The sequence below is a fragment of the Rhizobium sp. Leaf306 genome, assembly GCF_001423425.1.
GTDB classification, from domain to species: Bacteria; Pseudomonadota; Alphaproteobacteria; order Rhizobiales; family Rhizobiaceae; genus Neorhizobium; species Neorhizobium soli.
This window is the reverse complement of sequence record NZ_LMNX01000005.1, coordinates 205,657-217,920: the sequence shown is the minus strand read 5'-3', so window position 1 is coordinate 217,920 and position 12,264 is coordinate 205,657. Positions and strand designations below refer to the sequence as shown.

11 protein-coding genes are annotated in these 12,264 nt (G+C 60.8%); 2 read left to right on the top strand and 9 right to left on the bottom strand.

From position 1 onward, the window contains the following. Positions 1-5: 5 nt before the first annotated feature. A complete protein-coding gene (locus tag ASG19_RS21585; protein WP_062462657.1) occupies positions 6-1,151 on the bottom strand; it encodes an iron-containing alcohol dehydrogenase in 1,146 nt (381 codons plus the stop codon). A gap of 111 nt (positions 1,152-1,262) precedes the next feature. On the opposite strand from ASG19_RS21585, the gene ASG19_RS21580 reads away from it, so the two are divergent. After that, positions 1,263-2,159, top strand: a complete 897-nt coding sequence (locus tag ASG19_RS21580) for a LysR substrate-binding domain-containing protein (protein WP_062462655.1) — start codon at positions 1,263-1,265, stop codon at positions 2,157-2,159. Positions 2,160-2,232: 73 nt separating this feature from the next. Here the strand turns inward: ASG19_RS21580 and ASG19_RS21575 are convergent, their stop codons facing one another. The 7 genes from ASG19_RS21575 to ASG19_RS21545 form a co-directional block, all read right to left on the bottom strand. Further along, on the bottom strand, positions 2,233-2,640 hold the full coding sequence (locus ASG19_RS21575; protein WP_062462547.1) for a F0F1 ATP synthase subunit epsilon: 408 nt from the start codon (positions 2,638-2,640) through the stop codon (positions 2,233-2,235). A gap of 74 nt (positions 2,641-2,714) precedes the next feature. Next, complete coding sequence (gene atpD, locus ASG19_RS21570; RefSeq protein WP_062462544.1) at positions 2,715-4,145, bottom strand: F0F1 ATP synthase subunit beta; 1,431 nt, start codon at positions 4,143-4,145, stop codon at positions 2,715-2,717. Positions 4,146-4,168: 23 nt separating this feature from the next. Then, positions 4,169-5,056 (bottom strand): F0F1 ATP synthase subunit gamma, encoded by an 888-nt coding sequence (locus tag ASG19_RS21565; protein WP_062462540.1) that lies wholly within the window; start codon positions 5,054-5,056, stop codon positions 4,169-4,171. 29 nt (positions 5,057-5,085) lie between these two features. Next, a complete protein-coding gene (gene atpA / locus ASG19_RS21560) occupies positions 5,086-6,615 on the bottom strand; it encodes a F0F1 ATP synthase subunit alpha (protein ID WP_062462534.1) in 1,530 nt (509 codons plus the stop codon). Continuing rightward, entirely contained in the window at positions 6,615-7,181 is a 567-nt protein-coding gene (locus tag ASG19_RS21555; RefSeq protein WP_082476485.1) for a F0F1 ATP synthase subunit delta, read from the bottom strand. The genes atpA and ASG19_RS21555 overlap by 1 nt, the downstream gene beginning before the upstream one ends. Before the next feature lie 261 nt (positions 7,182-7,442). Next, a complete protein-coding gene (locus tag ASG19_RS21550; RefSeq protein ID WP_062462528.1) occupies positions 7,443-7,826 on the bottom strand; it encodes a hypothetical protein in 384 nt (127 codons plus the stop codon). A 66-nt stretch (positions 7,827-7,892) separates the two neighbouring features. After that, complete coding sequence (locus ASG19_RS21545; RefSeq protein WP_062462525.1) at positions 7,893-10,112, bottom strand: primosomal protein N'; 2,220 nt, start codon at positions 10,110-10,112, stop codon at positions 7,893-7,895. A 148-nt stretch (positions 10,113-10,260) separates the two neighbouring features. On the opposite strand from ASG19_RS21545, the gene ASG19_RS21540 reads away from it, so the two are divergent. After that, positions 10,261-11,259 (top strand): hypothetical protein, encoded by a 999-nt coding sequence (locus ASG19_RS21540; RefSeq protein WP_062462522.1) that lies wholly within the window; start codon positions 10,261-10,263, stop codon positions 11,257-11,259. Here ASG19_RS21540 and ASG19_RS21535 read toward each other — a convergent pair. After that, positions 11,215-12,159 carry a 1-acyl-sn-glycerol-3-phosphate acyltransferase gene (locus ASG19_RS21535; RefSeq protein WP_062462519.1) on the bottom strand — a complete coding sequence of 315 codons (945 nt, stop codon included), beginning with the start codon at positions 12,157-12,159 and terminating at the stop codon, positions 11,215-11,217. The two genes, ASG19_RS21540 and ASG19_RS21535, sit on opposite strands and share 45 nt — an antisense overlap. Positions 12,160-12,264 lie beyond the last annotated feature (105 nt).

Sequence of the window (12,264 nt, the reverse complement as noted above, 5' to 3'; positions counted from 1 at the left end):
TGTTCCTAAAGCGTCTTCGGCAGCGTCATGATCGTGTTCGCGAAGGCATGGATATCGGCGTCGGAAATTTCGCGGACCGTCGAGCGCCGCATCGGCTGGTTTTCCGCCGCCCGCATTTCGGCGGCGAGGTCTGACGCTGAAAAGGCGACGAATGCCTTCGGCAGCGCTCGCTCCACCCCGCAGCGATCCATGAGATCGGTAACGAACCCGGGCAGCGCCTGCGCATCGGCAAGACCCAGCACATGGGCCGCCTCGTTCAGGTCCGGTGTATCGGCATCGCACAGCCACGAGAGCGTCGCCTCGAAGCCGAGCGCCGTTGCAAGCCCGTGATGAACCGGCGCAAGCCCGGCCAGCGCATGGCTGATATTGTGGGCGACAGCCGTGCCGCAGTTGTCGATCGCGATACCGGCATAGCAGGAGCCGAGCAGCACCTTTCCGCGGGCATCGAGATTGCCTGGAGCCTTGACGGCTGTCTCGAGCGAACCTGCCACCAGTCGCATGGCCTCATGGGCATAGAGTTTCGCGCCGGCATGGGTGTTGCGGTTGGTCGCCGCCTCGAAGGCGTGAATAAAGGCATCCAGGCCGCACCACGCCGTCAGGTGCGGCGGAAGCGAAATGGTGAGCTCCGGGTCGAGGATGACGAGATCGGCCTTGGTCTCCGCCCCCCAGATCCACAGCTTCTTGCCTTCCGGCCCAGCGAAGATATTGGTCGCAGACGTTTCCGATCCGGTGCCCGCCGTCGTCGGCACCATGATCTTCTTCAGGGGGTTACGCGGAAGCGGATTGGCCGCCAGTGCATAATGCATCGGATCCTCGTCGGACGCGGCGCAGCAGGCAGCGATCTTGGCGATATCCAGCGCCGACCCGCCGCCAATACCGATGACGAGATCGGAACCGCGGGCGAGTTCACTTGCGGCGCGAAGATGCGCGAGTTTGGGTTCGCCCGAAAAATCCGAATAGAACCGCGCATCGATGCCCGCGGCGGCAAGCTCGGCCGCAAGCGCTGCGGCGAGACCGCTCGATGCCAGAAACCCATCCATGACCACGGTTGCGATCGCGACGTTCTCGAAGCCCTTGGCCGCGGATGCGAGATCGCCGAACAGGCCGGAGCCGAAGCGGATATCTGGAACTGATGACGTCTGGAACTGCATGACGGAAACACCCTGACAGGATCGCTTGCCGTGAGTGTGCATCACAATTTGAGATCTTCAAATCCATCGGTTTTTCAGGCTTACTGATGACTTGAGATCATGGAGCGTGAAATGCTGGACAGAATTCCGCTCGAAGCCTTCCGTGTCTTCGATGCCGCATGCCGGTTCATGAATTTCTCCCGCGCGGGCCGTGAGCTCCACATCACCCAGGCCGCCGTCAGCCGTCGTATCCAGGGGCTGGAAGAACAGCTCGGCGCTAAGCTTTTCACCCGCCGCGGCCGCAATCTCAGCCTGACGCCGGAGGGAGACCGTCTTGCCCAGAGGGTGCGCGCCACGCTGGAATATCTGGAGGAAAGTCTTGAGCCGTTCCGGGGTGGTGGCCGCGAAACCATCTCGATCGCCGCCAGCAGCTCGGTCTCGCATCTGTGGCTCGGCAAGCGCCTGAAGGATTTCGACAATGAAAGCCCTTCTGTTTCCGTGCGTTTGCTGACGACGGACGTGCCGTCGGAACTGGCATCGGAAGCCAACGACCTCGTTATCCTCTACGCCGCCGGCGAACACCCGCGGTGGAACCTCACTTTGCTGATCCGGGAAACCCTCGTCCCCGTCGCCTCCCCAGCCTATGTGGAAAGACGGGGGCTGGATGCAGCGTCGCTGACGGCAGACGCCATGACCCAGCTGGACCTGATCGATTACGAGCGGGCCAACGCGCACTGGATTTCGCTCAGGCAATGGTTCGCGCGGTTGCCGAAGCCACCGAAGGCTGCGATCAAGCCCCGCCTGTCCTTCTCGACCTATTCGCTGGCGATCGATGCCGCGCTGCGCGGCGAGGGCGTGACGCTTGGCAGCAGAGGATTGATTGCCGAGGAGCTCGCGTCCGGAACACTGGTGGAACTTGGAACCGCGCAGCTCGATACGGGCTACGGCTACTATCTCGGCATGCCGCGCTACCGCTCGCTCACACCGGGCGCCGCTCGCCTCCACCAGCACCTGCTCGGAAACCCATAGGCACCGAAAGCGCAAAAACACGAAAGGCGGCCCGATGGACCGCCCTTCGTAAATTTTATCGGACTCTGAAAATTCAGGCTGGAACGACGATGCCGTTCAGATGCGTCAGTTCGGACAAGAACTGTTCGAGCTTCGTCTTGTGCTCGTCGCTGTTGGCGTTGTCGATGGCAGCCTGGGTCGCATCGATGCGCTTCTGCAGCGTGTCCTGGTTCAGTTCGGTCACCGGCACAGCGGATTCCGCGAGCAGCGTGCAGCTGTCCTGAACGATATCGGCAAAACCACCGAAAACGACGTATTTGGTGACCTGACCCGAGGCAAGCTTCACGGACACGACGCCCGGCTTGATCGTCGTCATCGTCGGCGCATGGTTGGCAAGCACCGTCATTTCGCCAAGCGTTGCCGGAATCACCACTTCGGAGACATTCTCCGATACGAGCAGACGCTCGGGCGATACCAGTTCAAATTTGAAAGCGTCGGCCATCAAGGTCCACTTCCCTCGAGTGTTTCAAGCAGGAATGGCGCGCCGGATCATGTCCCGCGCGCCGTCTTATAGGATCAAGCAGCTTCGGAAAGCTTCTTGGCCTTTTCAATCGCTTCTTCGATCGAGCCGACCATGTAGAAGGCAGCTTCCGGCAGATGATCGTAATCGCCGGCAACGAGGCCCTTGAAGCCCTTGATCGTGTCTTCGAGAGCGACCAGCTTGCCCGGTGCACCGGTGAAGACTTCGGCGACGAAGAATGGCTGCGACAGGAAGCGCTCGATCTTGCGGGCGCGCTGAACGGTCATCTTGTCCTCTTCGGACAGTTCGTCCATGCCGAGGATGGCGATGATGTCCTGCAGAGCCTTGTAGCGCTGAAGTGTCGTCTGAACCTTACGAGCGATCTCGTAATGCTCTTCGCCGACAACCAGCGGGTCGAGCATGCGCGAAGTCGAGTCGAGCGGATCCACAGCCGGGTAGATACCCTTTTCAGCGATCGAGCGCGACAGAACCGTCGTTGCGTCCAAGTGGGCGAACGAGGTTGCAGGCGCCGGGTCGGTCAAGTCGTCGGCGGGAACGTAGATGGCCTGAACCGAGGTAATCGAACCCTTGGTCGTGGTGGTGATGCGTTCCTGCATCTGACCCATGTCGGTCGCGAGCGTCGGCTGATAACCAACGGCCGAAGGAATACGGCCGAGAAGAGCCGACACTTCGGAACCTGCCTGGGTAAAGCGGAAGATGTTATCCACAAAGAACAGAACGTCCTGGCCCTTGTCGCGGAAGTCTTCAGCGATGGTCAGACCCGTCAGAGCGACGCGAGCGCGGGCGCCCGGCGGTTCGTTCATCTGGCCGTAAACGAGGGCTGCCTTCGAGCCCTCGCCGCCGCCATGCTTGTTCACGCCGGATTCGATCATTTCGTGGTAAAGGTCGTTGCCTTCGCGGGTACGTTCACCCACGCCGGCAAATACCGAGTAACCACCGTGCGCCTTAGCGACGTTGTTGATCAGTTCCATGATGAGAACGGTCTTGCCAACGCCGGCGCCGCCGAACAGGCCAACCTTACCGCCCTTGGAATAGGGAGCCAACAGATCGACAACCTTGATGCCGGTTACCAGGATCTGGCCTTCAGTCGACTGTTCGACGTAGGACGGTGCTTCCTGGTGGATCGAGCGCTTGCCCGACGTGATCAGCGGACCAGCTTCGTCAACCGGCTCGCCGATGACGTTCATGATGCGGCCAAGCGTCTCAGGACCAACCGGAACGGTGATCGGAGCGCCGGTATCGGTAACGCGCTGACCGCGAACCAGACCTTCGGTCGAGTCCATGGCGATGGTGCGAACCTGGTTTTCACCAAGATGCTGCGCGACTTCGAGAACGAGGCGGTTGCCGTTGTTCTCTGTTTCAAGCGCGTTGAGGATCGCCGGCAGTTCGCCGTCGAACGCCACGTCGACGACAGCGCCGATAACCTGGGTCACTTTGCCGAGGGACGTGCCCGTTGCGGTAGCCATGATTATTACCCTCTTTCTTTACCTCAGAGCGCTTCCGCGCCCGAAATGATTTCGATGAGTTCCTTGGTGATCTGTGCCTGGCGCTGACGGTTGTAGGAGAGCGTCAGCTTGTTGATCATGTCACCGGCATTGCGCGTCGCGTTGTCCATTGCAGACATCTGCGCGCCATAGAAGGAAGCGTTGTTTTCAAGAAGTGCACGGAAGATCTGCACTGCGATGTTCTTCGGCAGCAGGTCTTCCAGGATTTCCTGTTCGCTCGGCTCGTATTCGTAAAGTGCGGCAGAACCGGCATCCGGCTGTGCTGCATCCCGAACGTCGAACTTTGCGGGGATGATCTGCTGGGCAGTTGCCACCTGTGCGATAACCGACTGGAAGCGCGCAAAGAACAGCGTCGCAATGTCGAATTCGCCGGCGTTGAACAGCTCGAGCACCTTGTGGGCCACTTCGTCGGCCTGGACGAAACCAAGCTGCTTGACTTCGCGGAAGGTCACGTAGTGGACGATGTTGTCCTTGAACGTACGGCGAAGCACGTCGTTGCCCTTGCGGCCGACGGTCAGGATCTTGACCGTCTTGCCCTGTGCAATCAGCTTCAGCGCATGCTCGCGTGCCAGACGGACGATCGAGGAGTTGAAGCCCCCCGCCAGACCACGCTCGCCGGTCGCAACGATCAGGAGATGAACCTGATCCTTGCCAGTCCCGGACAAGAGAAGCGGTGCTTCGGCATTGCCGGCATTGGCAGCCGTCAGGCTGGCCAATACCTTGGTCATACGCTCCGCATAAGGACGGGCAGCCTCGGCCGCCTCCTGTGCACGGCGCAGTTTCGCAGCGGCGACCATTTTCATCGCCCTGGTGATCTTCTGCGTCGCCTTGACGGAGGCGATCCGGTTTTTCAGATCCTTAAGTGAAGGCATCCGTTATCGGTCCTCGATCTAGATCCGTTTTAGGCGAAAGACTTGGCGAAGCTGTCGAGAGCTGCCTTGAGCTTTGCCTTCGTGTCGTCGGAAACCTGCTTCTCGCTGCGGATCGTTTCGAGAACCGCCTTGCCTTCGGAACGAAGGTAGGAAAGCAGACCCTGCTCGAACTTGCCGACATCGGAAACCGCGATCTTGTCGAGGTAGCCGTTGACGCCCGCAAAGATCACCGCAACCTGCTCTTCGGTCTTCAGCGGCGAGAACTGCGGCTGCTTGAGAAGTTCGGTCAGGCGTGCACCGCGGTTGAGAAGGCGCTGGGTCGAGGCGTCGAGGTCGGAACCGAACTGCGCGAACGCAGCCATTTCACGATACTGGGCAAGCTCGCCCTTGATCGAACCGGCAACCTGCTTCATCGCCTTGATCTGCGCGGCCGAGCCAACGCGGGACACCGACAGACCGACGTTAACGGCCGGACGGATACCCTGGTAGAACAGGTCGGTTTCAAGGAAGATCTGGCCATCGGTGATCGAGATCACGTTGGTCGGAATAAACGCCGAAACGTCGTTACCCTGGGTTTCGATGACAGGCAGAGCCGTCAGCGAACCGGAGCCACGCTCGTCGGAGAGCTTGGCAGCGCGCTCGAGAAGACGCGAATGCAGGTAGAAAACGTCGCCCGGGTAAGCTTCGCGGCCCGGAGGACGACGCAGCAGCAGGGACATCTGACGATAAGCGACGGCCTGCTTGGAAAGGTCGTCATAAGCGATCAGCGCGTGCTGACCGTTGTCGCGGAAGTACTCGCCCATCGCGCAACCGGCGAACGGAGCAAGATACTGCATCGGTGCAGCGTCGGATGCGGTCGCAGCGACGATGATCGAGTAAGGCAGAGCGCCGCGTTCTTCGAGAACCTTGACGAACTGGGCAACCGTCGAGCGCTTCTGGCCGATGGCCACGTACACGCAGAACAGCTTGTCATTTTCCGGGCCGGTCTCGTGGATCGCCTTCTGGTTCAGGAACGCGTCGAGAATGATCGCGGTCTTGCCGGTCTGACGGTCGCCGATGACGAGCTCGCGCTGGCCGCGGCCAACGGGGATCAGAGCATCGATGGCCTTGAGGCCGGTCGACATCGGTTCATGAACCGACTTGCGCGGGATGATGCCGGGAGCCTTGACGTCGACGCGCGAACGGCGGGTCGCGTTGATTGGGCCCTTGCCGTCGATCGGGTTGCCGAGCGCGTCAACGACGCGGCCAAGCAGTTCCGGACCAACAGGAACGTCAACGATGGCGCCGGTCCGCTTGACGGTGTCGCCTTCCTTGATGTTACGGTCGGAGCCGAAGATAACCACGCCGACATTGTCGGATTCGAGGTTCAGCGCCATACCGCGGACACCGCCCGGGAACTCGACCATTTCACCAGCCTGGACATTGTCGAGGCCGTAAACGCGAGCGATACCGTCACCGACGGAAAGAACCTGGCCGACTTCAGAGACTTCGGCTTCCTGGCCGAAGTTCTTGATCTGGTCCTTGAGAATTGCGGAAATTTCCGCTGCACGGATATCCATCAGCCGACCTCTTTCAATGCAAGCTTAAGGGTGGAAAGTTTGGTGCGAAGGGACGTATCGATCTGACGCGAACCGACCTTGACGATCAGTCCACCGAGGATCGACGGATCGATCGTAACGGCGATTGTCACATCCTTGCCGGTGACGCCCTTCAGCGCCGACTTAAGTTCAGTTTCCTGCGCTGCGGTGAGTTCGTGGGCAGACGTTACCTCTGCGGTAACCTCGCCACGATGCTCGGCAGCGATTTGGCGGAAGCTGCGGATCATGCCCGGAAGCGCAAACAGACGGCGATTTCCGGCAACGACCTTGATGAAGTTGAGAACGGCACCGGTGATGCCAGCCTTTTCGGCAACGGCTGTCACCGCGTTCTGCTGATCGTGGGCGGAAAACACCGGGCTTGCAACCAGACGCCGAAGGTCTTCGCTCTCATCCAGCAACGCCTGAAACCGATCGAGATCGGCGCTGACTTTATCGATGGAACCGGTTTCGAGCGCGAGCTCAAAAAGCGAAGAAGCGTAACGCTCTGCGACACCGGAAATAAGCGGGGACGTGTCAGCCACGGGCACAGTTTCCCTGAATTGCCATCCAAGCGCTGCGCCCTTTTTTAGAGGATCAGCAAGACCTTGAAAATATTTGATTTTTAATCAGAACCAGCGGGGCCTCCACCCCACCCTTTCCGACTTTCGCGGTCCGTCTAGCATAGGATGTAGGGACTCGCAACACGGGAGAGGCGGGAAAACGCCCCTGGGACTAGAGCTTGAGTCGTTTTTATGTCGGACACCGCTGGAATTGACCGCGTCTGAGATGAACGCTCTTGATTGGAAAGCTCAGAGATAGCCGAAGACATAGGCGAGCGGGCCGGCGGAAAGGACAACTTGTAGTAGGAAAATCAGCGTGTTTTTCACAGTTGCGCCACGATCGAAAGCAAACGAGACCAGCCTTCCGAATGCCCCCAGACCAAGCACGATGCCGAGCACCATATAGAACCAGTCCTGGGCAAAGATGATCGGCACGACGCCGAGGCCGACATACTGAGCGCCGGCGGCCCGCACGGAACCGTAACCCTCCGGCCGGACATCGCCGACACGGAACGCCGAAAGCCGCAGGCAGGGGCCGGGAAACAGGAGGATGAGGAGCCCGATGAGAGCCGTCGCGGCAGCGCAGACAAAAGCCAGCTGCTCGCCGGTCTCGGTGGGGAAATACAGTTCCATGGAATCCTCGAATCGTTCTTGTGCGGCGATTTTATCGGAAGCGGTAAACAACTCGCAAAGATAGGATCAGAGAAAACTCTGAGGATCGATATCGAGCTGGATCTGCACCGTACCACGGACCTTCGGGCCGGCAGACATCATCGCCTTCAGGAAAGCCTGCATGTCGGAATTGCGCCGTCCGTGCACCAAAAGCCGGAATCGATGGCGGCCGCGTACCAGCGCGAGCGGCGCTTCCGCCGGGCCGAGCACGGAAATCCCCGTCACCCTTGGTGCGGCCGCGCGCAATCCCCGTGCATGGGTTTCCGCATCGGCGCGCGTATCGGCCGAAACGATCAGCGACGCAAGCCGCCCGAACGGCGGCAGGATCGCCTTTTCGCGCTCTGCGATCTCACGCTCGTAGAAGGCGCCCGCGTCACCGGAGACGATCGCCTGCATGACGGGATGCTGCGGCTGGAAGGTCTGGATCAGGCCGTGGCTCTTCAACCCTGTTCGCCCGGCACGCCCCGTCACCTGGCTCAGCAGCTGGAACGTCCGCTCGGCGGCCCGCGGGTCTCCATTCGACAGACCGAGATCCGCGTCGACGATGCCGACCAGCGTCATCAGCGGAAAGTTATGGCCCTTCGCCACGAGCTGCGTGCCGATCACGATATCCACATCGCCCTTGGCGATCGCATCGAGCTCCATCCGCAGTCGCTTCACGCCGCCAAGCAGGTCCGACGACATCACGATCGTGCGCGCTTCCGGAAAATGCTTCTCCACCTCTTCCGCGATCCGCTCCACGCCCGGCCCGCAGGCGACGAGGTGGTCGAACGTCCCGCAGTCCGGGCAGGCTTCCGGCGTATGTTCGTGATAGCCGCACTGATGACACTGGATCTGATTCCGGAAGCGATGCTCTACCAGCCAGCTCGAACATTGCGGGCACTGGAAGCGATGGCCGCAGACACGGCAAAGCGTCAGCGGCGCATAGCCGCGACGGTTCAGAAACAGCAGCGACTGCTCGCCGCGCTCCAGCGCCTTCTTCATGCCGCGCAGGAGAATGGGCGAGAGGAACCCACCGCGTTCCGGCGGATGGCGGCGCATGTCGACGAGATGCAGGTCCGGCAGTGCTGCATCACCAAAGCGGGTCGGCAGGTGGACCGTCGTGTAGCGCCCGGAGAGCCCGTTGACCTGGCTTTCCACTGAAGGCGTCGCCGACACCAGCACGATCGGAAAATCGCCGATCCGGGCCCGCACCACCGCCATGTCGCGGGCATTGTAGAAGACGCGGTCCTCCTGCTTGTAGGCAGGGTCGTGTTCTTCGTCGATGACGATCAGCCCCAGATCCTCGAACGGCAGGAACAGAGCCGAACGGGCCCCGGCAACCACCCTCACCTCCCCCGTCACGACGCCGCGCCAGACTTTCTCACGGATACGGGGGGATAGATCCGAATGCCATTCGGCAGGCTTTGCCCCGAACCGCTGCTCGAACCGATCGAGAAAGCTCGACGTGAGTGCGATTTCCGGCAACAGGATCAGAACCTGCTTGTCTTGTCGGAGCGCCTGGGCAATCGCCTCGAAATAGACTTCCGTCTTGCCGGACCCGGTGACGCCATCGATCAGCGAGGCGGCAAACCCGCCGGCGCTAACCGAAGCGACGATCTCTTCGGCCGCTCCCTTTTGAGGTCCCTCGATGCGGGGCGCAGTATAATCCGGGTCAGGCCGTGCCACGACAGGCGGCGGCGGCAGGAAAATCGTGTCGAACACACCCTGCTTGATCAATCCGTCAACGACGCTCAGGGAAACGCCGGCCGCATGCGCAAGGCCGCTGCGGGTCCAGGGCGCTTCCTGCTCTTTCGCAAGGTCCAGCACCCGGGTTCTGGCCGGTGTCAATCGCGCCGGCTCGCCGCCCACAAAGCGCAGACCCTCCACCATTGGTTCCGGATCGAGCGCTGCCGGCGCCCGGATCGCCATGCGGGCCACGAAACCCGGCGGCGACAGCGTGTAGGCCGAGACCCAGTCGACGAAATCGCGCATCTCCTTGGAGAGCGGCGGGCAATCGAAAGCGAGCGTGATCGGTCGAAGCTTCTTCGGGTCGAGCGTGCTGTCGTCTGCGCCATCCCACACGACGCCGATCATCTGGCGTGGGCCGACCGGCACCTGCACGACCGAACCGGGCACAACAGTCAGTCCCTCGGGCACGGCATAGCTATACGGACCCGGCACCGGCAAAGGCACCAGGACCGGCACAACGGCCGCGACGGGCTTATCGAGGAGCGGACCGAACAGGTCGGACGAATCTGTGTCCATGGCGGGACCATGCCCAAAACCGGAACGAAAGGGAACCGCTGTTTGGCGCTCCCCGCCGTTGACGACACACATCGCGGCGTGAAATTTAGGTTGTATCGTAAATAAAAATTAACTATAGGTAGAGTCCTAACCGGAGTGGGGGCTACGGATGTTCTGCAAGTCGATGACGACGCTTGTCGTGCCTGCTATTCTGCTGGCCGGCTGCAATATTCATCCTCTGCCAGAGGATTTCTCCAAGCCGGATACGACCTACCAGATTGTCGCCAAGGTGCGCTGCGAGGCGCGCGATGCCATCCGCGAGATCGCCACGGGGCTACTGCGCGAATACGGATCCCCGGCGGAGAAGCAGCTCTCCGCAGAGCTTCTAGCCGGGACGGTAACCTATGCCGATGCTTTCACACGCCGCTACAGCCCGGACATCAGTCTCTATTTCGACCGCTATGCCAAGTCGTTCATCGCGTACGACTTTCAGCTCAACATGACGGAAATGGACAGCCACGGGTTTTCGTTGGGCCTGCTCAACCCGTTCTCGAACGGCACCCGCAGTCTCGGACTGGGCAGCAGCGTCGATCTGTCCCGCCAGAACAACCGCAGCTTTCGTGTCACCGATGAATTCGCGAAGCTGGCGACTGAGGTCAACGACCTATACTGTGCCCCGAAAGCGAGAAGCGGCAACCTCATCTACCCGATCGTCGGACGGATCGGCTTGAAGGAAACGCTCGAGACATTCGTATGGCTCAACGAGAAAGGCAATCTCAAAGCCCCGAGCGGCACCGACGTGATCACCATGGCCGATACGCTGGAATTCTCGACCACGCTGAAGGGAAATATCGATCCGAAGATCGAGCTCAACCCGGTGACCTCCGGTGTCACGATATCGAGCCTCGGCATGACGAATTCCGCGTCGCGCATCCACAAGCACCGGCTGCTGTTTGCACTCTCCATGCCGACGCTGACGGAAGAGAAAGAGAAACTGAGACAAAAACCGAAGCCGCAGAAGATGACGCCGACGGCGCCCGCGCGGCCGAGGCAACAGCCTGCGACATCGGCAGTGTCTGCGACCGAAGAGCGGGCGATCAAAGAGCTCGATCGCCAGCAGTATCTACGCCTGAACCGGGGCCTGGAGCGCTTCCTCGAGGACTACTGATTGTGGCACAAACTGCGCATCGCCGTCGGCTGCGAGACCGAAAACCGTATGCCGCTCCAGCGCCTTGGTGACCTCGACGACGTCACCCTCCAGCTGGTCCGGTTGGATCATGTGCCCGATGGTGAAATCGAACTGGTTGCCCTTCTTGTTGAGGAGCTCATGGAACACCGTCATGTCGCGCAGCTCGGTCGACCATTTGGCAAGCCAGTAGAACAGCCCGGAATTGCGCGCAGTCATATGGATCGGCAGGATCGGCAGATTGTATTTGCGGGCAAGTCCGACCGCAGACGTCTTCCACGGACGCTCGTTCAGCCGGCCATTCTCCCAATAGGCGATGCGGCCGGAGGGGAACAGGATCATCACCTTGCCCTCCCCGACCGCCTTGTTGGTGAGAACCAGCGTCTCGCGGGTCTTCAGTTTGCTCTTGTGATCGTCGCGCCATTCGACGGGAATGATCATTTCGGCAAAACGCGGATTGACCCGCACCGCATCGCGGTTGGCAAACACCATCAGGTCCGGACGGCGCGATTTCAACAGGTCGAACACGGCGACGCCGTCGGCAATGCCGGTCGGATGGTTGCTGACGAGGATGAAGCCGCCCTGGTCCGGGATCCGCTCCTCGTTTTTGACCGAAAGCTTCAGCTTCAGATGCTCGCTCAGATATTCGAAACACTGGTAGCCGGATTTCGGCGCGATATCGTCGGCGAACTCGATCGCCCGGCCGTAGCGCAGCAGCGTGTAGAGAAACGGACGCATGACCGGCCAGAAGGGACTGCCGACGATCCGCTTGCCCCGCTCGGCGATAAGGGTATCGACGATGTGGCCCGGACGCCCTTGAGATACGCGTGCGATGGCTTCGGCGAACTGGCCGAAGCTCGTCATGGAATCACGGCGGTCCATTAAAACTCCTTGAAGCGGGTCCCCACTGGAGCAGGCCCGCATGATATTACGATGGCAGGGTTACCGCGCCTTTAGGGATTCCGTAACGATGCTGGGAGCAATCTG

Coding starts and splice junctions, on each gene's coding strand:
- atpD (WP_062462544.1), bottom strand. CDS start 4,145: ATGGCTACCGCAACGGGCACGTCCCTCGGCAAAGTGACCCAGGTTATC.
- atpA (WP_062462534.1), bottom strand. CDS start 6,615: ATGGATATCCGTGCAGCGGAAATTTCCGCAATTCTCAAGGACCAGATC.
- ASG19_RS21535 (WP_062462519.1), bottom strand. CDS start 12,159: ATGGACCGCCGTGATTCCATGACGAGCTTCGGCCAGTTCGCCGAAGCC.
- ASG19_RS21580 (WP_062462655.1), top strand. CDS start 1,263: ATGCTGGACAGAATTCCGCTCGAAGCCTTCCGTGTCTTCGATGCCGCA.
- ASG19_RS21585 (WP_062462657.1), bottom strand. CDS start 1,151: ATGCAGTTCCAGACGTCATCAGTTCCAGATATCCGCTTCGGCTCCGGC.
- ASG19_RS21545 (WP_062462525.1), bottom strand. CDS start 10,112: ATGGACACAGATTCGTCCGACCTGTTCGGTCCGCTCCTCGATAAGCCC.
- ASG19_RS21575 (WP_062462547.1), bottom strand. CDS start 2,640: ATGGCCGACGCTTTCAAATTTGAACTGGTATCGCCCGAGCGTCTGCTC.
- ASG19_RS21540 (WP_062462522.1), top strand. CDS start 10,261: ATGTTCTGCAAGTCGATGACGACGCTTGTCGTGCCTGCTATTCTGCTG.
- ASG19_RS21550 (WP_062462528.1), bottom strand. CDS start 7,826: ATGGAACTGTATTTCCCCACCGAGACCGGCGAGCAGCTGGCTTTTGTC.
- ASG19_RS21565 (WP_062462540.1), bottom strand. CDS start 5,056: ATGCCTTCACTTAAGGATCTGAAAAACCGGATCGCCTCCGTCAAGGCG.